The sequence below is a fragment of the Ammoniphilus sp. CFH 90114 genome (assembly GCF_004123195.1).
Lineage (GTDB): Bacteria > Bacillota > Bacilli > Aneurinibacillales > RAOX-1 > YIM-78166.
The window spans coordinates 53837-79235 of record NZ_SDLI01000002.1; the positions used below are offsets into that span (position 1 = coordinate 53837).

24 protein-coding genes and 1 other annotated feature are annotated in these 25399 nt (G+C 42.1%); of the genes, 18 read left to right on the top strand and 6 right to left on the bottom strand.

Annotated features, from left to right (window positions below; all coding sequences use genetic code 11):
• Positions 1-17: 17 nt before the first annotated feature.
• Complete coding sequence (locus EIZ39_RS04940; protein ID WP_129198084.1) at positions 18-2939, bottom strand: transglycosylase domain-containing protein; 2922 nt, start codon at positions 2937-2939, stop codon at positions 18-20.
• A 121-nt stretch (positions 2940-3060) separates the two neighbouring features.
• Positions 3061-3242, top strand: a binding site (T-box leader).
• Positions 3243-3292: 50 nt separating this feature from the next.
• On the opposite strand from EIZ39_RS04940, the gene tyrS reads away from it, so the two are divergent.
• On the top strand, positions 3293-4555 hold the full coding sequence (gene tyrS, locus EIZ39_RS04945; protein ID WP_129198086.1) for a tyrosine--tRNA ligase: 1263 nt from the start codon (positions 3293-3295) through the stop codon (positions 4553-4555).
• A 78-nt stretch (positions 4556-4633) separates the two neighbouring features.
• On the opposite strand, the gene rpsD is transcribed toward tyrS, so the two are convergent.
• A complete protein-coding gene (gene rpsD, locus EIZ39_RS04950) occupies positions 4634-5230 on the bottom strand; it encodes a 30S ribosomal protein S4 (protein WP_129198088.1) in 597 nt (198 codons plus the stop codon).
• Positions 5231-5613: 383 nt separating this feature from the next.
• Between rpsD and EIZ39_RS04955 the strand changes: the two genes are divergently transcribed.
• Together EIZ39_RS04955 and EIZ39_RS04960 are read left to right on the top strand one after the other, a co-directional pair.
• Complete coding sequence (locus EIZ39_RS04955; RefSeq protein WP_164984901.1) at positions 5614-6213, top strand: histidine phosphatase family protein; 600 nt, start codon at positions 5614-5616, stop codon at positions 6211-6213.
• Between the two features lie 23 nt (positions 6214-6236).
• On the top strand, positions 6237-8051 hold the full coding sequence (locus EIZ39_RS04960; RefSeq protein ID WP_129198092.1) for a sensor domain-containing diguanylate cyclase: 1815 nt from the start codon (positions 6237-6239) through the stop codon (positions 8049-8051).
• Between the two features lie 76 nt (positions 8052-8127).
• Here EIZ39_RS04960 and EIZ39_RS04965 read toward each other — a convergent pair whose 3' ends face one another.
• Positions 8128-8949 (bottom strand): endonuclease/exonuclease/phosphatase family protein, encoded by an 822-nt coding sequence (locus tag EIZ39_RS04965; RefSeq protein WP_129198094.1) that lies wholly within the window; start codon positions 8947-8949, stop codon positions 8128-8130.
• Between the two features lie 162 nt (positions 8950-9111).
• On the opposite strand from EIZ39_RS04965, the gene EIZ39_RS04970 reads away from it, so the two are divergent.
• The 8 genes from EIZ39_RS04970 to EIZ39_RS05005 all read left to right on the top strand — a co-directional run bounded on the left by EIZ39_RS04970 (position 9112) and on the right by EIZ39_RS05005 (position 17569).
• Complete coding sequence (locus EIZ39_RS04970; protein WP_129198096.1) at positions 9112-9468, top strand: DUF4260 family protein; 357 nt, start codon at positions 9112-9114, stop codon at positions 9466-9468.
• Between the two features lie 32 nt (positions 9469-9500).
• On the top strand, positions 9501-10130 hold the full coding sequence (gene refZ, locus EIZ39_RS04975) for a forespore capture DNA-binding protein RefZ (protein WP_164984902.1): 630 nt from the start codon (positions 9501-9503) through the stop codon (positions 10128-10130).
• A 112-nt stretch (positions 10131-10242) separates the two neighbouring features.
• Complete coding sequence (locus EIZ39_RS04980) at positions 10243-12453, top strand: septation ring formation regulator EzrA (protein WP_129198100.1); 2211 nt, start codon at positions 10243-10245, stop codon at positions 12451-12453.
• Between the two features lie 177 nt (positions 12454-12630).
• Positions 12631-13908 (top strand): isocitrate lyase, encoded by a 1278-nt coding sequence (aceA, locus tag EIZ39_RS04985; protein WP_129198102.1) that lies wholly within the window; start codon positions 12631-12633, stop codon positions 13906-13908.
• A gap of 214 nt (positions 13909-14122) precedes the next feature.
• On the top strand, positions 14123-14950 hold the full coding sequence (locus EIZ39_RS04990) for an electron transfer flavoprotein subunit beta/FixA family protein (RefSeq protein WP_129199108.1): 828 nt from the start codon (positions 14123-14125) through the stop codon (positions 14948-14950).
• A 6-nt stretch (positions 14951-14956) separates the two neighbouring features.
• Positions 14957-15982, top strand: a complete 1026-nt coding sequence (locus EIZ39_RS04995) for an electron transfer flavoprotein subunit alpha/FixB family protein (protein WP_129199110.1) — start codon at positions 14957-14959, stop codon at positions 15980-15982.
• Positions 15975-17273: an FAD-dependent oxidoreductase gene (locus tag EIZ39_RS05000; RefSeq protein WP_129198104.1), complete on the top strand. Its 1299-nt coding sequence runs from the start codon at positions 15975-15977 to the stop codon at positions 17271-17273. Before EIZ39_RS04995 ends, EIZ39_RS05000 begins: the two co-directional genes overlap by 8 nt.
• Complete coding sequence (locus tag EIZ39_RS05005; protein ID WP_129198106.1) at positions 17273-17569, top strand: ferredoxin family protein; 297 nt, start codon at positions 17273-17275, stop codon at positions 17567-17569. The genes EIZ39_RS05000 and EIZ39_RS05005 overlap by 1 nt, the downstream gene beginning before the upstream one ends.
• 55 nt (positions 17570-17624) lie before the next feature.
• Here the strand turns inward: EIZ39_RS05005 and EIZ39_RS05010 are convergent, their stop codons facing one another.
• Positions 17625-18572 carry a stalk domain-containing protein gene (locus EIZ39_RS05010; RefSeq protein ID WP_129198108.1) on the bottom strand — a complete coding sequence of 316 codons (948 nt, stop codon included), beginning with the start codon at positions 18570-18572 and terminating at the stop codon, positions 17625-17627.
• Between the two features lie 81 nt (positions 18573-18653).
• Positions 18654-18974 (bottom strand): hypothetical protein, encoded by a 321-nt coding sequence (locus EIZ39_RS05015; RefSeq protein ID WP_129198110.1) that lies wholly within the window; start codon positions 18972-18974, stop codon positions 18654-18656.
• A 346-nt stretch (positions 18975-19320) separates the two neighbouring features.
• Between EIZ39_RS05015 and EIZ39_RS05025 the strand changes: the two genes are divergently transcribed.
• The 5 genes from EIZ39_RS05025 (at position 19321) to EIZ39_RS05045 (ending at position 22445) form a co-directional block, all read left to right on the top strand.
• Positions 19321-19503 carry an H-type small acid-soluble spore protein gene (locus EIZ39_RS05025; protein ID WP_129198113.1) on the top strand — a complete coding sequence of 61 codons (183 nt, stop codon included), beginning with the start codon at positions 19321-19323 and terminating at the stop codon, positions 19501-19503.
• A gap of 185 nt (positions 19504-19688) precedes the next feature.
• Positions 19689-20429, top strand: coding sequence for a 3-oxoacyl-ACP reductase FabG (fabG, locus tag EIZ39_RS05030; protein ID WP_129198115.1), 741 nt, complete (start codon positions 19689-19691; stop codon positions 20427-20429).
• A gap of 82 nt (positions 20430-20511) precedes the next feature.
• The gene (locus tag EIZ39_RS05035) at positions 20512-20724 is read left to right on the top strand and encodes a DUF1540 domain-containing protein (RefSeq protein ID WP_129198117.1); all 213 of its coding nucleotides are present in this window, start codon (positions 20512-20514) and stop codon (positions 20722-20724) included.
• 114 nt (positions 20725-20838) lie between these two features.
• Positions 20839-21210, top strand: a complete 372-nt coding sequence (locus EIZ39_RS05040) for a hypothetical protein (RefSeq protein WP_129198119.1) — start codon at positions 20839-20841, stop codon at positions 21208-21210.
• A 128-nt stretch (positions 21211-21338) separates the two neighbouring features.
• Entirely contained in the window at positions 21339-22445 is a 1107-nt protein-coding gene (locus tag EIZ39_RS05045; RefSeq protein ID WP_129198121.1) for a site-2 protease family protein, read from the top strand.
• A 38-nt stretch (positions 22446-22483) separates the two neighbouring features.
• On the opposite strand, the gene EIZ39_RS05050 is transcribed toward EIZ39_RS05045, so the two are convergent.
• A complete protein-coding gene (locus EIZ39_RS05050) occupies positions 22484-23593 on the bottom strand; it encodes a CapA family protein (protein WP_129198122.1) in 1110 nt (369 codons plus the stop codon).
• Positions 23594-23786: 193 nt separating this feature from the next.
• Here EIZ39_RS05050 and EIZ39_RS05055 point away from each other — a divergent pair, with 193 nt between their 5' ends.
• Together EIZ39_RS05055 and EIZ39_RS05060 are read left to right on the top strand one after the other, a co-directional pair.
• Positions 23787-24356 carry an RNA polymerase sigma factor gene (locus EIZ39_RS05055; protein WP_129198125.1) on the top strand — a complete coding sequence of 190 codons (570 nt, stop codon included), beginning with the start codon at positions 23787-23789 and terminating at the stop codon, positions 24354-24356.
• Positions 24353-25387: a TolB family protein gene (locus EIZ39_RS05060; protein ID WP_129198127.1), complete on the top strand. Its 1035-nt coding sequence runs from the start codon at positions 24353-24355 to the stop codon at positions 25385-25387. Before EIZ39_RS05055 ends, EIZ39_RS05060 begins: the two co-directional genes overlap by 4 nt.
• The last annotated feature ends 12 nt before the right edge of the window (positions 25388-25399 follow it).

The following is a 25399-nucleotide window of genomic DNA, read 5'->3' on the forward strand; positions in this document are numbered from 1 at the left end:
GCTGTTTAAATCAACTTCTAATTATCTGGAATTGGTGGTGTTAAAGGAATTTCTGTATTCCCATTGTCTGTCTTAGGTTTAGTTGGTGTATTCGTTTTTGGACCATTGTTAGCAGGACTCCCTATTCCAGGAGGCAAAGTAGGATCAAGAGGTAGCAGATCATCTAATGGTGTAGATGAATCTGGCACAGGTGCAGGACTATCACCCTCAGGGGCCAATTCTGAATCTGGCAACAAGCTACCATGAGCTACTGCTTGTGATGGACCTGATTCCTTTCCTGCGACATCAACTGCTGTTACATAATAAACTCCCTCTTGACTTAGGGTGTAACTCTTCTCTGCTGGTTGTAAAACGACTCCTGTTTTTTCGAATGGAGAACCTAAAATAGAGCGATACACGCGATATCCTACGATATCCACTTCAGGGTTAGCCGTCCATGTAAGCTTACCATTCTGTAAGGATGCTCCCTGAGGTATAGAAGGTACTTGTCCGTCATCCACACGAGGATCTTCATGATCAGGAAGTCGTTTATCCCAATCTAGAGTATTGAATGAGAACTTATATTTCTCAGGATTATCCGGCAGCTTTACAGGTTCTGGTGGTTTGATTCCAACCTTATTCTCTACCATATCGTCAGGCGTTTCTGGCTTAGCCAAGTACAAATGATCATCATACGGTATAATTCGTCCTCTAATATGGACATCGCATGTTTCAGTTGGGACAAACTTCTGGTTGAAAACTTCAGTTACAACGGTTCCAGCCTCATGACAAAGATCGGTTGGAAGTTTCCCTGACACACTGCAAACGGCTCTACTTACGATTCCCTGCGGTTGTGCGAACTTTGAATCTGTTGGATATCGATCAGGATACAACTCGAATAGTCCGTTCATAAACTTCGCCCATACGACAGTGGATCTGGCAGGAGAAGCCTTCGGAAGCTTGTATGGAATGTCATAACCTATCCATACACCTAGTGTGACCTCCGGTGTGTAACCAACAAACCATGAGTCTACATCATCATTTGTTGTTCCGGTTTTTCCAGCAAAATCTCTTTTGCCCTTAACTAATTTTTGTAAAGCTGCACCGGTACCGCTTTTAACAACGGTTCTCATAATATCCGTGTTCAAGTAAGCGGTTTGTTCCGAGAATACGGTCTGAGGCTTAATAGAATGTTCAAAGATGGTTTCTCCATCCGAGTTCTCAATTCTTTCAATCAGATAGGCATCAAGGAAAGATCCTTGGTTAGGGAATACGGAATAAGCATTGGTTATTTCTTCAACTGTCAAACCTTGGGTCAATCCACCGATGACACCTGTTTTGGCTTGGTGGTCATTTACTCTTGGATTATCCTTCGGTGTGACGAGGGTCGTTATCCCCATCTTTTCCACGTAGCTTAAGGATTCTGGTATTCCGACATTAAGGTAAGCCTTAATTGCAGGAATATTATAGGATTGCCTTAGGGCTTCTCGAACGGATATTAATCCGTGGAACTTATGATTCCAGTTAGCTGGGTAATGTGGGGGATTGCCAACACCATTCTCCAGAGCGATGGGAGCATCATCAATTCCTGACCCAGGTTGCAAAACGCCTAGCTCGAAGGCAGGTGCATAAGCTGCCAAGGGTTTCATTGCGGAACCAGGCTGTCTTGGTCTCATGGTATGATTGACTTGTGAGATCTCAAAGTTACGGCCACCTGCAAAGCCTAGGACAGCTCCTGTTTTATTGTCGATCAGGGTAGCGCCAACTTCTTCTAATGCGTCCTTGACCTCTTTATACTCAGATCCGAAGCGAGCCTTATAGGTGCGATTCGGGCCAAAATTATCAGGGTTCTTCGCTATGGCGTCCATCATCTCGAAAATATTCTTGTCAATAGTTGTGTAAATGTGGTAACCGCCTCTTAGAATTTCTCCGCGTTTTCTATCCAGCAGTTCACGGTATTCCTGTCTGGTTAGGTCGTCCTTATTTTTAGTTGGATCATTGGCTAAATCTTGATCCACAAGCACTTTCGCAGCCCGGTCCTCAATTTCCATCATAAGGAACGGATATTGCCTATAGGCACGTTCTCTAGGTTGGGCGAGGTTGGCTTTGATGTCGTAGGCAAGGGCTTCCTTATGTTGCTGTTCGGTTATGTAGCCATTCTCGAGCATATGGTTTAGTACAAGCTTTTGTCTTTTGGTTCCAGCTTCTAATCCTCCCGCATTATATTCCTCGAAGGGGGTATATCTTGAAGGAGCTTGAAGCATCCCAGCAATGTAGGCGGACTGCGGGATATTCAGATCTTTGGCTTCTACGCCAAAAATACCCTTTGCAGCTGCTTGGACGCCGTAAATGTTTGATTTGTTAGCACTGTAACCGAAATACATCTCGTTCATGTAAGCTTCCAAGATTTGATCCTTAGAAAACATCCGTTCAATGCGCAGGGCGAGAAAGATTTCTCTTGCTTTACGCTCATGACTGACTTCGGGGGTAAGAATCGTCTGCTTAATTAATTGCTGCGTAAGCGTACTTCCTCCTGTCTGAACAGGGCTTCCTAAAATATCCTGTAAAGAAGCACGAACAATGGCCTTGAGATCTACCCCGCGATGTTCGTAAAAATGTCTATCTTCAGTAGCAATAATGGCATTAATGAGATGCGGGGAAACTTCCTCTTTTTTCACCAAGCGGCGGTCTTCTTCTGCACGCAATTGGCCAATAAGTGCTTTATCATTAAAATATGCAAACCCCGTTAAGTGGTTGGAGAAGACTTGTTCACTGACATCCTCATAAGAGCGAACAGGATCCTCTTTCACTAAAGAGGCAATATATCCAGCCGCTGCTCCTCCGGCAAAAAAGACTCCCATAAATATGAGTAAGATCGTAAGTTGTGTAATACTCCAAAGGATTCGCAACACTCGTCTTCTAGTGCTTGGCTTATCCCTGGTTTGATTTTGTTCGTTCATATATTTCCTCCCTAGATGAAAGCCCCACGCTTGTCCTTATTATAGCACAAGATGCAACGGAGGTGAATTTGCGTTGCATTTACCTTTATTTTATGGTAATCATATAAATATAAACTTATATGTGGTAACGAAGAAAGGTTTTTTAGTATTTTCTATTTTGCTGGCAACAGAGAGTCGGTGTTTGGTGCGAACCGATCCACGGATAGAGAAGAATTACACCCTGGAGTTACCTAACCGAAGAGTGGAAGAACCGCAGGGTTCTTCAATTAGGGTGGTACCGCGAGCAGACATCTCGTCCCTAAGTGGGGATGAGGTGTTTTTTTATGTTTATTTTTTGGAAAGGGTGAGCTTAAATGACGGAAGAGAAAAAGTGGATATTAAACGAGGAGCAAAAAAAGGAAGTAGAACGACAGCTGTCTATTATTCAAAGAGGGGTAGCTGAAATCGTCCCGCAGGATGAACTGGTGAAAAAACTAGAGAAATCTATTGTGACCGGCACTCCTCTAAAAATCAAACTAGGTCTAGATCCTACTGCACCTGATCTTCACGTAGGTCATACTGTTGTGCTCCATAAATTGCGTCAATTTCAAGAATTGGGTCACACGATTCAGTTATTAATTGGTGATTTTACAGGTAGAATTGGCGATCCTTCTGGAAAATCAGAAACTCGAAAACAGCTTACAGAAGAAGATGTAAAGCGCAATGCGCAAACTTACGTAGAGCAGTTTGCCAAAGTGATGGATGTAAGTAAGTTAGAGGTCTATTATAACAGCACTTGGCTGTCTCCGATGGATTTTGCTGATGTTGTTCGTTTAGCAGCGAATGTAACTGTCGCACGGATGTTAGAAAGAGATGATTTCTCCAAACGTTATCAGACAGGGTTGCCTATCAGTATTCATGAGTTCTTTTACCCGTTAATGCAAGGGTATGACTCTGTAGCCTTAGAGAGTGACGTAGAATTAGGAGGAACGGATCAGAAGTTTAATCTATTAATGGGTCGTCAGCTTCAAAAGGAGTACGACAAAGAGCAGCAAATAGCCATCATGATGCCGATTCTAGAAGGGTTGGACGGCGTTCAAAAGATGAGTAAAAGCTTGGGCAATTATATTGGCATTGGGGAAGCAGCGAACGAAATTTATGGTAAGACGATGTCTGTTCCGGATGAACTTATGCTGAAATACTATGAGCTTGTAACCGATATCTCAAATGAGGAGTTAGAAGCAATACGAGCTGGATTAGAAAGTGGAAACGTCCATCCTCGTGATGCAAAAATGAACCTTGCGAAGCGCTTTGTGACCATGTTCCATGGATCAGAAGCGGCAGTAGAAGCTGAGGAGAACTTTAAGCGAGTCTTCCAGCAACGTGCTTTACCAACTGACATTCCTGAAGTAAGCATTTCATCTGGTATTCTTGAAGATGGGCGAATCTGGATTGCCAAGTTGCTCGTAGAGCTTGGTCTAACAGCGTCTACTGGTGAGGCCCGTCGAATGATTCAACAAGGTGGCGTAAAGCTTAATGAAGAGAAAGTCGAAGATGTACAAGCGCAGATCAATGTGGAAGATGCGATGATCGTACAAGTCGGGAAAAGAAAGTTTGCCAAGGTAAAGTTAGGATAGTTAAATAGTGCCTGCCGTATGTAATTCACGGTAGGCATAAAAAAAGAATCAGGAAGTTTATCCTGATTCTTTTTTCTATTAACGAGAGTAGAACTCTACGATAAGTGTTTCGTTGATTTCGGAAGTAAGCTCATCACGCTCTGGAAGACGAACATAAGCACCTTCTAATGCAGACTCATTGAAGCTAAGGTAGCCAGGAAGATGAGTGCGAGCAGCTAGCGCATCCTTCACGATTTCAAGGTTTTGACTCTTTTCACGAAGTCCGATTACATCGCCAGGTTGTACACGGTAAGAAGGAACATCTACTTTCTTTCCGTTAATCGTTACGTGTCCATGAACAACTAATTGACGAGCAGCTGGACGGGAAGTAGCAAAACCTAAACGGTATACTAAGTTATCCAAACGGGACTCAAGAAGTTTCATGAAGTTAGAACCCGCAACACCTTGCATTTTTGTTGCTTGTGTAAACAACTTGCGGAAAGGCTTTTCATTCATTCCATACATATGGCGAAGCTTTTGCTTTTCTTGTAATTGAACACCATACTCGCTAAGCTTACGACGAGCTTGTCCATGTTGTCCTGGTGGGTAATTACGCTTAAGATCTTTACCAGTACCATCTAAGGAAATGCCTAGACGGCGAGAAAGTTTGTGACGAGGTCCTGTATAACGTGCCATTATTCATATCTCCTTTATTATAGATTATCAGGTGTTAACTTCCGGTAAGCTAGTTTATTCTTTAATTGGCACCCAATTCGGACGGTAGCGTTTCCGCAGTGTGCTCCACAGGGAAGACCAGCCGCGGTCCCTATGGGAATAAACTAGAAGAGGGTTCGTTTACCGTTTTTACCTAAAATCATTGCTACCCTTTTATAAACACATGAATATAATTATATACGCAATAAAAGAAAAGTCAAGAAGATGATCATTAAGCGAATAGATAAGGCGAATTTTTGAACAGGGAAAAGTTTGGATTTCATTTATCTTTTAAACATGGTGAAACAAATTACAGAATATCATATAATTATTAGTACCATGTGATAAGATAAGGGGTAATCAAATTGATCAACCATTTCTATTTAATACGTCATGGAGAAACAGACTGGAACAAATGGAAGAAGCTTCAAGGGCATACAGATATTCCTTTAAATAAGCAGGGAGTAATACAAGCTGATCAAGTCGCTAAGAGATTGTCGACACTACCTCTTCAACTTATCTGTAGCAGTGATTTATTGCGTGCACGGCAAACGGCTGAACAAGTCAGCAGATATCATATAAACGTACCCTTTATTCAAGTTCATGATTTTAGAGAGCGTAACTACGGTCAATGGGAAGGTCTAGATTATGAAGAAATAAGAAAAAACTACCCAGACTATGAACCAGGTCAGCACGTAGGTGGAAAGTATGGTATTGAAACATTGGAGGCTATGCAAGACCGGGCGGTAAACAAGCTTAAGGACCTTAGTCAACGCTATCCTAATTCGCATATTGCAGTGATTAGTCACGGTGGATTAATTAATGCTCTCTTATTGTTGTTTAGTGATGGAACCTTTGGTACAGGAAAGACCAAATTAAGTAATACAGCGTTTAATCATATTTCTTTTCAGCATGGCAAGTGGACGGTTCATACAGTCAATGATTCCACCCATCTAGAACAATAAAGGTAGGAAAAGAGGGCTAGCTTGTGAATGCATACCCCGACATTTATTCAGAAACAGGTTTCGAACATAGGCTACTCACTAAGGAAGAACAACTCGTTGATGCCTTTAAAAATCTGAAAGACCGAGTAACTCCTGAACGTTTTATTGCGTCTTCGGGATTTTTCTTTCTTATTAACGCAAGTCGCACTGTGATTAACAGTACCTCAATAGGACCTGCGACTAACTTGTACCCATTAGAAGAACTCAAGTGGGACGGGGAGGATTTATGGTTTCAAGTCATTCATGCCGAAGAATCCGCATATAGTGTGGCAACGGCTTTCTTGATGAACATTGAAGAACAGTCCTATCATATCGGGATACAAGGGGATGGTATTTTTCCTAAGGAAGCGATGATCAGCTTTTTACAAGGGTTCATGGTTTCCATTGATGTTCAACTAGAACAAATGCGCACACATGAAATGCTGTTCCACATCACCAAGAAGATCCATTCTTCCATTGACGTTGATGAGGTTTTGCCTTCTATCGTCAATAATATCCGCATGTTATTCCCTACAATGAAGGTAGACCTATGGCTTTCCCATGATTCTTCCACGACGATGCCCTTCAAAACTTTCAATTTCAATATGAATGAGGATGAGGTTAGTTTACGGGCATTTATGGAAGGGAAAGTGATCATACGTGAATATGACCAATCGGAGAATGGCAGAAGGATCACCTTGGCTGCTCCGTTGCGAGGAAAGCAAGGGATTTACGGAATCTTAGAGATGTATTCCGACCAACCTGTCCAAATGACCTCTAAAGATATTGAATACATTACGATCCTTGCAGACACAGCAGGGAATGCCTTTGAAAATGCTCAGTTGTACCAACAGTCTCAAAAATTAATTCGCGAACTACTTCTCATTAATGGAATGGCTAAACAATTAAATAGAAGTCTGAATCTGAAGGATATTTTGCAGTTTGTGTTGGACAAGCTTATGGAGACTTATCATGCGGAGTATTGTGTGATTCTTCAGCGAATTCCTCAGGAGGAAAATTTTACAGTCCTTGCCTCAACGAACGCGGATCATAATGGGTTAGAGGTACCAGCAACGGATGGAGAGTTAGCAAAGATTCTTCATATGAAAGAAGCTGTTATACTTTCTGATTATCAAGTGGAAGAAGACGGTTCCACCTTTCTTATGCCGTTCCGTTCGTTATTAGGAGTGCCTTTGTTTAATGGGCAAGAAATAGAAGGAGCCATATTCGTTTCAGATTGTCATCCCAACTCTTTTACCTTTGATGACTTTAAACTTCTCGAAATTCTGGCCCAGCATGTTAATATGGCGATTCGCAATGCATCTCTTCATAATGAAGTAGAGAGAATGGTGATCACAGATACCTTAACCGATTTATACAACCGGAAATTTCTTAATGATCACGTGTCGTACTCTGTGAAGCAGGATAAACAAGGGGCCCTCATTTTGATGGATATTGATTATTTTAAGAGAGTGAATGATACGTATGGTCATCAAGTGGGCGACGAGATCTTAATTCAAGTTTCGGAGATTATAAAGACAAGTGTAAGAAAAACTGATATCGCCTCAAGGTGGGGAGGAGAAGAGCTAGCTGTTTATCTACCTGGACAAACTTTAGAAACAGCGCTTGAAGTATCTGAACGAATACGCTCCAGAATCGAACATCAAACAAAGCCAAAAGTGACAATCTCTTTAGGAATTGCAGCATGGAGAGAGGATTTAGGTGAGGAAACGGTTGAGTCTTTGTTTAACTCGGCAGATATGGCCCTCTACGAAGCGAAGAGAAATGGACGTAATCAATGTCGTGTAGCTGGTATTTAAGAGGCGAGGAATTAAGACCCGTACCCACTATTATAAAGTGGTACGGGTCCTCGCTTTTTCGAGAAAATTACTCTAGTTACTCTTTAATACTATCTAAGATGAGAGAATACATGAGCGGATTATGATCAGAAATAAGGGAAGTCTCAGTGAAAACGCCTTCAAAAACGAAGTCTTTTGTATGAAAAATATAATCTAGTTGTGTTCTTTTCTTATTGTGTTGATAGGTTATGACGTCCAATTGTTTCTCGAAAACCGGATCGATGTACAGTGAGCGTATAGACTGAATGGGAACTTCCATAGGGCTGGAATTGAAATCTCCTAGCAGCAGCTTAGGACTATTCTTCATGGACATTGTTGATGCTAAAGAAGAAATTTGTGCTGTTCTCTCTTTTGTGGTTAGGCCAAGGTGTGTGGTATAAACATCGATGGCCCTTGTACCTGTATTTATCTGTGCTCGCAAAAGTCCTCTGTTCTCAAGACTACTGGGTAAAAGATGCCGTTCAAAATCAGTGATGGGGAATTTGCTTAAAATGGCATTGCCATAAGATCCAATAAGGAAGTTCTGATTAGGAACAAATAAATAATTCATCTGAAGGAGATCGCCTAATATCTTGGTCTGGTTCAGAAAGTGAGATCGAGGGAGTCGGAAGTCAACTTCTTGTAAAGCAATGATATCTGGGTTCATAGCTCTAATCTGCTCTGCGATGGTTGACAGATGAACATCTCCGTTATCTGTTCTGGCCCCGCGAATGTTGTAAGTCATGACACGGATCGTCTTCGCTTCGTTAAAACCATAGTGAATCTGATTCTTAACAGTACAGATACCGGATGAGATATAAAGGGGAAGAAGGATAGTTAAAGATATAAAGAGAATAAATAAGTCCTTTTTCTTCATCATAGACTTCTCCTGTTGTAGTTGAACGTTTGTTTATCTAAGAATAACAAATTAACAGAATAATTAAAATCATAAAGTTTTTTGAAAATTATAGAAAAAATCACAAAATTGTATGTACTCTTTATGTGGTTATGGAATAAAATAGAAGGGAGGAGGTGAGACACATTGGAAAGGATTTTATATCGAATAGAAAACGCTTTCATTATGGTGGTTGCTTTTTATGTCTTTCTGATATATGGCACCACTTGGACCGGGTTCCTCATCTTTTTGGCCCTTCCTAAACTGCTTCACTTGCTTCCGTCTGCCTGGCTAAAAAATAAGGTATATGAATTAGTTCACCGTACTTTGGTATCATTGTTGCATTCCTATTCGATCGCGGTAATCGTTGCCTTATTCACCTTTTTATTTCTTGACCTTGTTTTATGGTCAATATTGGGGTGGATCATACACATTGCTATCGATCGAGTGATAAAATATAGAGAGAAAGACGTCCCACATCCGTTATTCCAGACTAGAGGGTAAGGTCGGGAGAAAGAATTAAGGGGGATTACATCGTGAGCAGAACGGCTAATCGCACGAAGGTGCATATTTTACGAGCAGCGATTGAACTTTTTTCAGTTCAAGGTTTCGGCAGTACATCCATTAGAGAAATTGCCGAAGCAGCTAAGGTCAATGCGGCCCTCGTAAGCTATCATTTTAAAAATAAACAGGGTGTTTTGGAATCGATCATGGTTGATTATTTTGAGAAACTCTTTTTTGAACTAGAGGCTGATCAGAGTGGACAAGCTGAGGACCGTGACAGCTTTGCCGATTTAATGAGAGTAGTTGATATTGTAATTGGCTATCAATGTAAGAACTTAGAAGTGTCACGGATCATTCAACGTGAACTCAGTGTGGATTCTATGCTCATACGTGAAGTGATGAGTACATATATTGCTAAATTAAAAGCCAACTTTTCTCTTCACCTTGAGAGAGGAATTGAAGCAGGACAGTTTCGCCAGGACCTTGAGGTGGATATGCAGATCATTCACATGATGAGCAGCATTTTCTTCCCATACTTTAATCCTCAAATTATTAGAGAAGTGTTCTATGTCGAACCGCTAGACGACAATTATCGGGAAGAATACGTAAGATATTTGTCGAAAATATGGTTCTCTCAATTAAAAAATGATGAAATATGTTGAAAAAAGTTTCTGGTCAAGCAGGAACTTTTTTTATTGAAAAAGAAATATAAAAGGTAAGCCAAATTTGGCTATAGATGACATGTATTTACTTTGATTCGAGGGAGAATTACCAATGGTTTCCATAATGCGAAAATCTTTGATTTTACTATATACAAGTGTAATGTTGTTGACCACGGCTGTAGCTGCTGAGTCGTTTCCATCCAAGACGGATGCAATTGTGCAAGACCATGAAAGTGTCATGGATACGTCACAAGTTAAACAGCTAGGAGAAATTATTGTTAAACTACCGGAAAAATATAAAATTGTGATCATCCCTTCCACAGAAGAGCTAGGCACTCAAGAATATGCCGCTCAGCTTTATGAGAATTACGCTATGGCTGAAGATGAGATGCTGCTCGTTTTTAATAAGCAAAAGGAAGAGCTAGGAGTAAGAGCAGGGTCCTTTTTCTCATCTAAGGGTCTAACGGAAGATACAATCTCTGGGATTACAGATCACTTCTTTACTCCATACGCTAAGCAGAAGTCCTATATGACAGGACTGTCCACCGTCGTTCAGCAGTTTAGTGAAACAGTACAAAGTGGATCTAAACCAACGCTTGCTAAAGGGATAGAAGGAGAAGCGGAGGAGTCTGATGGAATGCCTTCCTGGCTGATAACTACCATTCTTATTCTTGCAGGGATCCTTACCTTAGGAATCTACGTGATGATGCAACGGAGAAAGCTGAATAATGAGATGGATGAAATTGAGAGTTGGATGGATGTTATCGAAGACAAGCTGAAGAATCTAGTTGTAGATGATGAGTCAAATCCTAAGGGAAAAGCAAATCTAGGTAACAATCTTGTTGAGAAGATTCGGAAGGATTCGTTGCCGGCGGCAGAGTTTAGCCTCCTTGAGGCCGAATCCATGTGTGAACGTTTCCGTTTTCATAAGTCGGCCTACCACATCCAACAAACGAAGGATTTATTAGCACACATTGATCATGAGATAGGACAAGTACAAAGCAAGATGTTTCAGAATAAAGTGGCAGAAGAGGAATGCGCACGATTATTAGAAGAAGTGAAGAAGACTTGCGTACTTGTTGAACGAAAATTGGATGAGGCTAGATTACATTATGGACTCACCTTCTATGAACTTCGTGAGAAGCATGAGCAAATTGATCATTGGCTAAGAGCTATGCCAACAGAAATTGAAACAGACCCATCCGTATTTCTAAATCAAATCAAAGAGAAAAAACAAATCCTAATAGATAGTCTAAGTGCTGTAGATCGATTCCCGAAACTCAAGCAAGAAGTCACCGTGAGTTTAGAACGAGAGATCTCCCAACTAAAAGAAGGCATTCAAGAGATGTTGGACCATGGATACCAAATTCCACAGGAGCACTTTGAGAATCTCTTAGCAGATCTACAAACAGAACTTGTCCAATTACAGAATATGCTTGATGAGGGTAGGATTGAAGGCTTATCCGAAAAAGTAGATGGTGTAAAGGAACAGGTAGATGCGGTTTATGATTTGATGGAGGAACTGGTAACGAAGAAAGGGATGGTAGATCACTACTTAACGGAGATTCCGCCGATCCTCTATACATTAGAGCAAGAGCGTAAGCAACTTAAGGATGAATTAGAAGAACTCTCGTTGCGCTATCGTGTGCAAGAGGGGGCGATATTTAATTATTACTTGGAGTTGCAGAAGGTTTGCAAACAAGCAGCAGATCAGCTGTTCATTGCGAGGCAGATGGATGGTGGGAATGATCTCGAGCTCATTCAGGCTGCAGATCTGTTGGCTGGTGTTGAGCAAGATATTGAGAATCTAATGAGTCATAGGGACAAGGCCTATGAAGAACTAGAAGAACTTCGTAAAGGCGAATTCGAAGCAAAGGATCTTGTGATCTCCCTTCAAGCTGAAATCGTAAGAGTAGAGCAACAGATTCGACGAGAGAATCTCCCTGGAATTCCACTTCGATTGGTCGAGATGATGGAGGATGGAAGGAAATCTCTCTTTGAAATTGAGATGTCACTAAATGAAGTGCCTTTAGAGCTTCAACGAGTGAATAGTTTGGTTAAGCAGGCTAGTGAGTACATTACACAGTTAGTTCAATACGCGGAATCTGTGTTCAAGTACAGTAGAATGGCTGAGGAAAAAATTCAGCTGACCAATCGCTATCGCAGTACACTAAAAGATGTGAATGAGATGTTAACGGAAGCCGAACAGGCATTTCGTAATGCGGATTATGAGCAAGCTTATTACTTGGCTCAAGAGGCCTACGATGTAGCCTCTAATTACTCTGAAGGCTTAAGTCGTCTTATTCGAAAAAAGAAAGCATAATTTAGGGACAGTCCTACGAAGGGCTGTCTTTTTGTTTTATTAGCTAAAAGTGTTGTACTATAATACAAACACAAAATATACCACTGTTGCATAATAGTGTAAGAGGAACAATATACTTAGAAACGTGAGGAACAGTTATATTGCAGTTGAAAAAGACAAATAGAGGAGAGGACGAATATGACAAGACATGATGAGATCAAAAAATTAGAGGAAAACTGGAAGGCAGACCGTTGGAAAGGGATAGAAAGAGCTTATTCTACCGAAGATGTGATTCGACTGCGAGGATCCATTCAAATTGAGTATACACTAGCCCGAATGGGAGCCGAGCGTTTATGGAATCTCATCAATACAGAGGATTACATTAATGCATTAGGAGCGTTAACTGGAAATCAGGCTGTTCAGCAGGTAAAAGCGGGATTAAAAGCGATTTATTTAAGCGGGTGGCAGGTAGCGGCAGACGCTAATCTTGCGGGACACATGTATCCAGACCAGAGCTTATACCCAGCCAATAGCGTTCCACAAGTAGTGAAACGCATTAACCAGGCATTGCAAAGAGCAGACCAGATTCAACATTCAGAAGGAGCGGGGGAAACGTATTGGTTTGCGCCAATCGTTGCAGATGCTGAAGCCGGATTTGGAGGACCGTTGAATGTATTCGAATTAATGAAGGGCATGATTGAAGCAGGAGCAGCTGGTGTACATTTTGAAGATCAATTGGCTTCTGAGAAGAAATGTGGTCATATGGGGGGGAAGGTATTGATCCCAACTCAATCTGCTGTCCGCAACTTAATTGCGGCGCGGCTCGCGGCGGATGTGATGGGAGTTCCTACTGTGATTATTGCAAGAACGGACGCGAACGCAGCAAATTTAATTACCAGCGATGCAGACCCTTACGATCATCATTTTATTACAGGGGAGCGGACGACAGAAGGCTTCTATCGAACCAAGGCAGGGTTAGACCAGGCTATTGCCAGAGGTCTTGCTTACGCACCATATGCAGATATGATCTGGTGTGAGACATCGGAACCGAATATTGAAGAGGCTAGAAGGTTTGCCGAAGCGATTCATAAAGAATATCCTAATAAATTACTCGCCTATAACTGTTCCCCCTCTTTTAACTGGAAGAAGAAGCTAGATGATGAAACTATTGCAAATTTCCAAAACGAACTAGGAAAGATGGGCTACAAGTTCCAATTTGTTACTCTTGCTGGGTTCCATTCTTTAAATTATGGCATGTTTGAGCTGGCAAGAGGATATAAGGATCGTGGAATGGCGGCTTATTCTGAGTTGCAGCAAGCGGAGTTTACCAGTGAGGTTCATGGATATACCGCAACGAGACACCAACGAGAAGTGGGGACAGGATATTTTGATGAGGTTTCCCAGATCATCTCAGGAGGAACGTCGTCGACTACGGCTCTGAAGGGTTCAACGGAAGAGGAGCAATTTTCAAGTTAGTCTTTAAAGAGAAGGAGTGCTTATTGTAAAGGGCGCTCCTTCCATTGTGTTATGAAAATTTTTTGAATAAATAATTCCGAATATTCATATACACTATAAGAACAAGATTGTATAATGGTGTTGTAATATTCAAACTAATTAAACTGTTGTGAAAACTATCACAACCGGTGAAGGAATCAAGAATAATGGGAGAAAAGGGGAGGGAGTAGAAGATATGCACATCTTGGTCTGTATCAAGCAAGTTCCAGACACCAAGATCATCAAAGTTGATCCCAAAACGAATACACTTGATCGCAGAGGGGTACCTGCCATTCTTAATCCTTACGATGCTCACGCGGTAGAAGAAGCTGTGAGACTTAAACAGAAGTACGGGGGCCAAGTAAGCGTGCTTACCATGGGACCACCGCAAGCAGTAGCCGCAATTAAGAAGTGTATTCAAATTGGAGCGGATGCTGGCTATATGATTTCTGACAGGGCGTTTGCAGGGGCGGATACCTTAGCTACAAGCTATGCACTAACCAAGGCGATCGAGAAATTAACAAAGCAACAGCCCATTGATTTAATTCTGACAGGGAAAATGACCATTGATGGGGATACGGGACAGGTTGGACCAGGAATTGCTCGCAGGTTGGATATCCCTCCTTTAACATCTGTGAAAAAAATTGAAGCGATTAATGAGATTGGGAGAGAGATTGTTGTTCATCGGAAGCTACCGGATGGATATGAAGTAATTCAATCTACTCTACCATGTCTATTAGCCGTTGAGAAAGAAATAAATGAAGTTTCCTATTCGCCGCTTCCAAACATGATTCGTGCAGCACGTTATGCTCCAACGATTTGGTCGGTTAATGATTTGGAAGATGTGGATCGCACGCAATTGGGGTTGAAAGGATCTCCTACTATTGTTGGTAAAATGTTTAGTCCTCCTAAGCCCGAAGGAGGAAAAATGCTAGAAGGCTCACCTGATCAGCAGGTCAAACAGATTATTGATGTTCTCTTAAAAGAGAAAAAAGAGTTGTTTCTGGTGAAGGGGGGAGCTTAGATGGCGATGCTTCTAGAGGATTATAAAGGGATATGGGTTTATATCGAACAAAATGAAGGAGAAATTGCTGGGGTTTCCTTAGAACTATTAGGAGCTGGAAGGAGATTGGCTGACAAACGAGGCGTGGAACTAGGAGGTATCCTCCTTGGCCACCAAGTAAAATCCCTTGCACCTACGATTTTTGAATATGGGGCAGACAAGGTTTACGTCATCGATGAGCCTATACTAAAGGATTATCGTTCTGAGACGTACCGAGTAGGTTTTGTTACTTTGGTTAATAAGTACAAACCAGAAATTGTTCTCTATGGAGCGACTTCGAATGGCAAGGACTTGGCTAGTGCGGCCGCGACTGATTTAGAGACAGGCCTAACGGCAGACACGACGTTGCTTGATGTGGATGAGGAAACAGGTCTGTTAGAAGCGAGTCGACCGGCATTCGGCGGGAATATCATGGCTACAATTCTTTGTAAGAAGCATCGGCCACAGATGGCTACTGTACGATCCAAGGTGATGAAGGCAATAGAGCCTATTAAGGGCCGGCGTGGAGAACTTATAGAGGAACAAATTCAGATGAGTGAGAACCAAGTCCGCACCAAGGTTCTTAAGATTGTTAAGGATGTTGGGAACAAGGTGAAGCTAGATGAGGCTCATATTATTGTAGCTGGAGGGAAAGGTCTGAAGGATGAGAAGGGATTTTCACTTTGTCATCAATTAGCTGAGGTGCTTGGGGCAAGTGTGGGAGCGAGCCGAGATGCGGTAGAGGCCGGTTGGATTGATCATGCCCATCAGGTTGGCCAGACGGGAACAACGGTAACGCCGAAGATCTATTTTGCTATTGGAATTTCAGGTGCCGTGCAACACATTGTCGGGATGCAAAACTCAGAGTATATTATTGCTATTAATTCGGATCCAAACGCCCCCATTTTTGGTGTAGCAACTTACGGGATTGTAGGGGATGCTTTTGAAATAGTGCCAAAGCTTATAGAACAATTCTCGAAGATAAAACAAGGGGGTGAATTAATGTATGGCTAATGAAAAGTTTGATGTTATCGTTGTTGGAGCCGGACCTGCGGGTGCTTCTTGTGCTTTAACGGCAGCTCAAGCGGGGCTGAAGGTGTTGCTTATTGAAAGAGGAGAGTATCCTGGATCCAAGAATGTCATGGGAGGGGTCCTTTATCGCAAGCAAATGGAGGAGGTTGTTCCAGAATTCTGGAAAGAAGCCCCATTAGAGAGACCCGTAGTAGAGCAGAGATTCTGGGTGCTAGGTGAAGATTCTTTGTTCAACGTTGGTTATAAAGGTATGGAATGGGCGAAAGAACCTTATAACAATTTTACGGTGCTACGTGCGAAGTTTGATCAGTGGTTTGCCAATAAAGCGGTTGAAGCTGGGGCTCTCCTGATTACAGAAACTGTAGTACTAGAATGTATTGTAGAGGATAACCGAGTTGTAGGGGTGCGTACCGATCGTCCAGACGGCGATGTTTACGCAGATGTGGTCGTATTATGTGACGGTGTAAATTCCTTGTTAGGGAAGAAATTAGGATTTCATAAGGAGCTACGCCCAGACGAAGTGGCGTTAGCGGTCATGGAAGTCATGGACCTACCCGCCGCGAAGATTGAGGAGCGTTTTAACCTAGAACCCAATCAAGGATGTACGATTGAAATATTTGGGGACGCAACAAAAGGAATCTTGGGTACCGCTTTCTTATACACAAACAAGGACAGCCTCAATATAGGGGTTGGTACTACATTATCAGGTCTCATCAAAGCAAAGCTTCGTCCTTACGATTTGCTTGAATATGTAAAGAACCATCAGATGATTAAGCCATTGCTCAAGGAGGCAAAGCCATCAGAGTATGCTGCACATTTAATTCCTGAAGGAGGCTATCATTCCATTCCTAAGATTGTAGGAAACGGGGTGATTCTTTGTGGGGATGCTGCGCAATTGGTTAACGCTATACATCGGGAAGGTTCGAATATGGCCATGACCTCGGGACGCTTAGCCGCTGAGACCGTTGTGCTAGCGAAGCAAGCTAATGACTTCTCTGAGAATATGCTGGACACGTATCGAACCAAGCTGATGGAAAGCTTTGTAGGGCAAGACCTGAAGAAGTACAAGGATGTCACTCACACGTTTGAGAGCTATCCACAGTACTTTAAGGAATATATGCCGTTTATTAATAAGGCTGCGAGTGATTTCTTTACCGTTGATGGGACACCTAAAAGAGATAAGCAAAAGAAAATCTTCTCTTCCATGATGGAGAGAAGAGGGAAGTGGCAAACATTCCAAGATATTTATAGAGCCTGGAAGGTGATGAAATAATGAGCCTCATACCAAGGTCAAATAATCTAGAGGAAAAGCAGTATAGCATTCGCTTCAAGTGTGATACGCAAAGTCACTTGCATGTGTTAGACTATGATGTCTGTGCCACGAAGTGCCCGGAGAAGCTGTGCACTCTATTCTGTCCTGCTGAGGTGTACAAGTGGGAAGAGGTACGGATGCAAGTAGGCTATGAGGGCTGTCATGAATGTGGAAGCTGTCGAATTGGATGCCCATACGAGAATATTAAGTGGGAGTACCCAAAGGGCGGGCATGGGATTGTGTTTAGGTTGGCGTAGGAAGATAAATAAAAGGGTGTCCTTCGGGACACCCCTTTTATATATCTTAGTTCTATCAAGGGAGTACAATGGGAAGTTCAAATTGTCTTGAACCATCCTTAGGGCTTTCTTCAAATAAGATGAGGGTTAAGGTGGAATTAGGCTGAATCTTTTTTACATTCAAGTTTAAGGTGAAAAATCCCCACTCAGGTGCGCCTTTACTTGTTGTTTCGTGGCCTTTAACTAACTCATTGTGACCGTCTTCAACCACATAGCCCGTAACACCTTCAAACACTCGAGCTAATCCTAACACCCAATACTTGCCCTCGTATGGGATGACATGAACTTTACTGAACCGCTCATTTTCCCCATATGGCCTTGTGGGATTTATCATTTGTATTATTTCTGTCATCACCTGTCTATTATGTTCATCTGAGTAGGATTTATATAAAATATAAGCGCCTTCTTTCCAAGAAATGGATTGCTCCATGAGAGGATGGGATAATTGGACTACGTTGGGACCCTTGTTCGTTTCAATCTCAACGGAGTGAGGATCTACTTGTCCAATGATTCTTCCGCTTCCAATGACTTCCCATTGTTTGATTACCATTTCTACCGTATGGTGATTTGTCTTTACTACAACTTTATTTTCAACCCCTATCCATTCAACCTGTGCGCCGAAGCTCTCACTAATGAATCGAAGGGGAACGAAGGTACGACCATCACGGATCATTGGCTTGGTGTCCAAGGTATGAGTTTTTCCGTTCACGGTAGCTTGATTACTCCCAATCGTTAGGACAATATTCTTTTCAGCGGCATCTAACAGAACGGTTTTCGATACAGGGTTCCAGTTTACCTCAGCTCCCAGTTCCTCACTAATAAATCTAATCGGAACCATGGTTCGTTTGCTGTGAATCTCAATGTAAGGTGCCACGTCCCAGTTAGGCTGCTGTGCGTAAACGGACATCGGTGTAATCATCCAAAAACTAAGGAGAAAAAAGATAATCCATTTTTGAAAATGCAAAAAAAATGCCTCCTCCCATGACTATATAGACTAATCTATTCATCAATGGGAACAGACATTCATGGCTTCAGTCACTAACTTCTACTCCAATAGTGTTATTTTTCCTCCGTAGTCGGCAAATCGCACAAACCAACTCGTTCGTATGTTTTTTCTGTCTTGTTCATTCGCTTCATAATATCTTTGAAACTCAGCCTGTTTTGTCGTTTTTAAGTTCGTAAATTTGGAAGCTTCACCTTTAGCCACGTAGGTCTTTCCATTTTTCTTAAATATAACATCCTCTTCCTGCACTAAGACACTTCCAATATGAATATCCATGATGACCATATCCTTACCAGACAAGGGGTTGCACCCAGTAAGTAATGTGACAAGAAGGATCCAATAGATTTTATTAAGGCGTATCATGCAGCATCCTCCCCTTGGTTATTTTGGTTCTAACTTCAGGCAAGGTTGGCCGGAGGATTGAAAAACAACAAGGGACGGCAAGAGGGAGGTTTTAAACTCAAAGAACTTGCAACCTCGTGGATTATGCTTATCCCAAGTTACATAATAGTGCTTGCATTTTACACAGTTAATACGCTGCTGTTTCTCCAATTCATTTCCCTCCTCAAAGAGTACATGTAAATTATACCTTGTCAGAACTCTCTTGCGAAGATAAAAGAGTGATTTCCCATGATCAGGTATAGAAAATTAAAAAAGGAAAAGAATAAAGTCATCTAGCGAAATAACAAGATTTGGGAGGAAACTAGAAATGGATTTGAATCGAGCACAGGAAATTGTTGAGGCGAAAGAAAAAATTGATGTTCAAGTGGATGGAACCTCGGTTTGGATTGAAGGCATTGATGCTCAAAGTAGAACTGCCAGAGTTCACACCGAAGGAGAACCACAAGATAAAAGAACGGTGTCGATTGAAGATCTAGAGGAAATTCAATAATTAATCATGATTTGAGAGCACCAGAATCCTGGTGCTCTTTTTTAAATTTTTTGATAAATAAATGTTCCATAGGTGATAAAAGTCGGTATCGACTAATATGCTTTACTGAGAATTGGTTCTAGGAATCACAGTCTAAATGCCTTTACATATACCTATCTATATATGAATGCAGAGGAGGATGGAGGATGAGATTAAAGGATCAAGTCGCGGTGATTACAGGGGGAGGCAGTGGGTTAGGGAGAGAGGCGAGCCTACTATTCGCTCAAGCTGGTGCGACGGTTGCGGTGTGTGATGTCAACAAGGATCAAGGGATTGAAACCGTTAAGCAGATTCAAGAACAAGGTGGAAAAGCCCATTTTAATCTGGTAGATGTAGGTAATCAAAAGCAAGTTGCCGAAAGTATGGAGCAGATCCATGGCCAACACGGAAAAATAGACATATTAATTAACAATGCCGGAATCACACGTGATGCCATGATTCATAAGATGTCACCTGAACAATGGGAACAAGTTATTCAAATTAATTTGACAGGTGTATTCAACTGTACGCATGCTATTGTTCCTTTTATGAGAGAGAGAGGATATGGAAGAATCATCAATACCTCTTCCGTTGTAGGTGTTTACGGAAACATGGGCCAGACAAATTATGCAGCCGCCAAAGCTGGTGTGATTGCGATGACAAAAACTTGGGCTAAAGAGTTGGGGCCTAAAGGAATAAGCGTAAACGCTGTAGCCCCAGGATTTATTAAAACACCCATGACAGCGGCTGTACCAGAAAAGATATTAAAGCTAATGGAAGAAAAGGTACCTTTGAAACGGTTAGGGGAAGCTCAGGATATTGCTCAAGCTTACTTGTTTTTGGCATCCCCTGAAGCAGCTTATATAAATGGTTGTGTTCTCAATGTAGACGGCGGGCTCGTGCTATAGTTATTACTTCCTCCCTTACAACTCCAAGTTATGAGTATGCAAAGCTCATAACAAGGAAAGGATAGTAGGGGAGGTGATGGATATGCCAGCTGTAGAAGTAAAATGTTCTGTTTCAAACTGCACTTACTGGGGACAAGGAAATAATTGTGTAGCCCCAGCTATCATGGTGGAAGTAGATCGCCATGCTGACTATAATACTGAAATGGCCGATGAAATGGGCATCCAGACAGAGCACAAGGACCGTGCAACCAATTCTGCGGAAACCTGTTGCCGTACGTTCAAACAAAAGCAATAGTTTTACCCATTGCACCTGACTATTCTAGTCAGGTGTTTCCTTTTTTTTGTTAACATATTCTTTAAGGGTTAAACCAATGCTATAAGTACCCTAAACAGCAAAGGGGGAACCCAAGTGAGTAGCGATAGGGAACAAGAACGATTTTCCGAAAGAAGAGTTTTCAATGAGGAAACGGCGTCGGAATTTACTCCGCGTCTACCTGCTCCAGCCATCCGTGAGGAGAAAGATGAAGACTTTGATACCATGACCCAATCCTCCTTACATGACGTTCAGGAGGGTGAAGGTAGTGGTACAGCTGTAGGAATTGTCGGTTTAGTCCTCTCCCTTGCTTCTCTCTTTACTCTTCCCTTTTTACTGGCTCTTATTGGGATTGGGGCTGGATTTGTTGCAACTCGTAGAGGCGCACACAGTCTTGGTAGATGGGCCATAGGTGTAGGGGTTATCTCCATGATTGGTGCGATTTTATTTGCTCCATTCGTAGGGTAGTGAGGAAGCTCTTTTGAGCTTCCTTTTTTCAAGCTCGTAATGCAATACAGCTTCGTTACATAACGGCTGCCTTTCTGCTAAAATAATAGAAAAGGTCCTAATGGTAAGTTTTTACGTAGGAGGTTGTCATGGATCAATACAAGAAGAATAATAACTCGGGGAAATGGAAGTCGTTTGGTGGCATCATAGCTTTCCTCGTATTGTTTGGAGGGAAGCTCAAGTTCCTGTTACCCTTACTAAAGTTAGGAAAATTCGGAGGCACCATCTGGAGTATGGCTTTGATGATTGGAGCCTACGCTGTTATTTATCCTTGGTCTTTTGCGATAGGGATTGTCGTGATGATTTTTATTCATGAGATGGGTCACATACTTGCAGCCAAGCGTAAGGGTATTCCTGTATCAGCACCCGCATTCATCCCATTCGTAGGAGCCCTCATTACAATGAAAAAGCAGCCAGTTGATGCCCAAACAGAGGCTTATTTAGCGTTTGGGGGTCCTGTGATTGGTACGTTAGGTGCCTTAGCAGCATTAGGCTTGGGGGTTGCCTTAGATTCACCGGCTTTATTGTCTGTCGCACAGGTTGGTTTCTTTTTAAATTTAATCAACTTAATACCCGTTCATCCGCTTGATGGTGGGAGAATTGTAACAGCCATTTCTAGATGGCTGTGGGTGGTTGGACTTGTTGGTGGTCTTTTCGTTATCCTGTACTTTAAAGCCATTATCTTTTTAATCTTTTGGGGAATGTTTGCTTGGGAGCTGTACAAAAAGTATGTGAGAAAGGATCATCTTAAGGATGTTCGGCAGGATACGAATCTTACGGCAACGGTGGATATGGACCCATTCTTAGAAAGCGGCTTACCAATTCCAGCCGAGTCTCATCAACGTGAACTTTATTTTATCCAAGCCAGCGATATCCGCTTACGTGAGGAGTATTGCCATCTCTATTATCCTGGGTTAGGAAGGATTGCTTCATTACCTTTTGAGTCTGGTATCGTAGAGAGAGTTAGACTGATGGGAACAAAGATTGAAGAAGGAAAGTTAAAAATGCAAATGCAGGTGACTTACCGTATGTATCCTGAAAACGTGCCTGCTATGATTAAAGAAGAAGGATATTATCAAGTGCCTAATCAGGTTCGATGGACATATGGATTATCTTATATTGGGCTTGCTGTATTTTTAGGGTGGATGATGATGGTGACGTACTCCATGTTTACTCCACCTCCCCTTGTAGGGTAATGAGAAGAAAGAAAAGAGGCTGTGGTTAGCACAGCCTCTTATTTTTTATGATAGGTTTGATCTTGCCAAGTTCCTCCGCTAGAAAGCCGGTTCAAACGCTCCATAATTTGCCCCGAAACCCCTTCGTCTGCTAGCCAAACGGCCCCTTGATCAATATGCATGGGTATAAATCGCGGGACGATTTCGTCACCCTCTAAGGTAACCTGTAGAATTCCAGATTGGCGACCTTCAGGTACACGGCTCGTCGTAAAAACAAAATTCCCAAGACTATAAGCAATTAATTTTCCTTTATACCATTCAAGGCCTTGAAGGACATGGGGATGACTTCCGATGACTAAATCTACCCCTAAATCAATTAATCCGTGCGCAAGTTGAACCTGATAGGGCAGAGGTTGCTCCGCCAATTCTTGTCCCCAATGGAGATAAACGATTGTGTAATCACTTTGTTCAATGTGAGGCTGAACAGATCGGTAGACAAGCTCTGGATCATAAGCGCTAGCCATACCTGGGTGCCCGATGCCTGCATGCCAATTGGCTTCAGCTAATACGCGGCTAAAAGCAAAGATAGACAAAGTTTTCCCCTTAACCTCCATGCGTATAGGAGCATAGGCTTCTTCTTGATTTTTCCCCCCACCGACATAATCTATCCCAGCTCTCTGTAGGTAATCGAGAGTATCTAGAAAAGCTTCTGTCCCATAATCTAGAGCATGATTATTAGCCACGGTTACAATATCTATTCCTGCTTTTTTTAAGGCATCTGCCATAAGGGGATCGCTTCGGAACGTGTATTCTTTCTGCTTTGCGTCGCCCTTCGTACTAATGGCAGTTTCCACATTAAGCATAGACAGGTCGCTTTCTTGAAAGATGGGGGCAGAATCAGTAAAAGGGTAATCGCGTCCTTTTTGTTTTACGATATCAGCTACTCTCCCGGCCATCATCGTATCTCCAGCAAAGGAGAGCACAATCGGTGAAATGTTTTCTGGTATGGTTTCGTCAGATAATGAGGGGGTAGCAGGCTTTTGTTCTTGTTGAGACTGAATCTTTTCTTGTAAGATATCAGGTGTATCTTGCCCCGGGCTGAATCCTTGGGTAGAACAGCCTGTTATCCAAAGAACAGCAAAGAAGAGGATACCTAACGTTTTTTTCATTCGTACCTCCCTGATGAAAGTGGTCTTTACTATTATGTAATAATTCGGAAGTTACGTAAATACTTCTACCTTCTAAAAAATATATCTTTCGTTTGTGACCATATAATCCTATCTATCGTCCTCTATTTTAGATTAACGAATAACTTGAATTGACTGGCCAGTTAACGAAAGTTACAAAAAAGGAGGTAAAACGATGGGGATGGCGTTACAAACCGAATTTCCCTCGGAGGACCCCGAAATGTCGAATATAGAACCCAAAATTGAAGAAAGAGATTTCGGAGAATTGTATGATGAATACTTTGATCGTGTTAACCGCTATTTGCGATGTCGAGCAGATAATGTGTGGGACGCGGATGATTTGACTACAACCGTATTTATTAAAGTGCTGGAAAAATTCCACCAATACGATCGTAGAAACCCTTTTGCTGCTTGGATATTTCGGATTGCTCACAATACGTTTGTGGATTACTTGCGTAAAAAGAGAGAGGTTCCAATGGAGCCGAACTCATGGATGATGGACGAGGATGATGAAACGTGGCAGCCAGAGAAGAAAGCACTGACTAAAGAGCAAATTCAGTATCTCCATGAAAAAATGAATGGGTTGTCGCAAGACCAACGGGACGTGTTGACCCTGCGTTATTTTGCAGACTTGAAAATCAATCAGATTGCTGAAGTTCTTGGAAAATCTGATTCGGCGGTCAAGATGATCTCTTACCGAGGGCTTCGACAATTGCAGAGGCTTTATGAGGGGGAAGGAAGATGACAAAGAATCGTTCATGGCATGAAGAAGAACGAGATCCTACTATATCTAATCTACTAGACCATTTGAAACAAATGAGAGAAACCGTCCCCGTCAACTATCAACTGAAGGCGGAATTGAAAAAGAAATTAATGGCCCAAATGATGGCTTTAAAAAATGTTGAAACTAGCAACTCTGTAGGAACAGAGACCCAAAAGAAGCGCAGATGGTTTAGACCTAGTTTATTCTTGTTAGCTATTGTTATCGTCTGGGCGGTGAGTATGGGAATAGGAGGTAAAGTTTCTATCCGGACGATGAAGAGTTTTACTGCTCCAGAACTAAGATCAGCGGTAGTCGCACAACTAGCACCTAATCAGGATCGTATTGCCTTGATTGCAAATCATGAGCTGATTGTCTTAGATGAGAAACAACAAAGCAACTTTCGAATGTCTCTACCCGCACAACAAGGAGTCTATACGAGTTTGGCTTGGTCTCCGAGAGGAGATGAATGGGCATGGATGAAGACGACTCCTCAGCGTACTCAAATTTGGGTTTCTCAAATGAACGGAGGGGGGAGTCGCTTATTAGAAGAATTCCCTACAGAAACTACGGATGGAATGGCATGGTCTTCAGATGGACAGTGGTTATACGCTTCTGTTGATCAGAAAGTGTGGAAGATTAGTACAACTTCCCCCGAAACTTTGGAATTCACAGTGGGTAGTGATCCTTCCCCAACACCAAGTGGACAGAAGTTAGCTGTTGTAGACCAAGGGGTAATCAAGATTGTAAATGAACAGGGAAATACAATGGCTGAAATAGGAGAAGGTTCATCACCTCAATGGATCGGGGACCAGCATATCATTTTCCTTGATTCAGAAGGGAGGATCAGTATGACGTCACTCGACTCTACCCATCATCGTGTACTTCTTCATGCCCCTCAAGATGTTCCACAGTCCATTAAGGACCTTCACGTGTCCGAAGATGGGGATAGGTTGTTAGTAGAATACAAAACTTCCGAGGGGAAGGAATGGAAACTAGGAGAAGTACGACGATAGTTAAAAATAGTA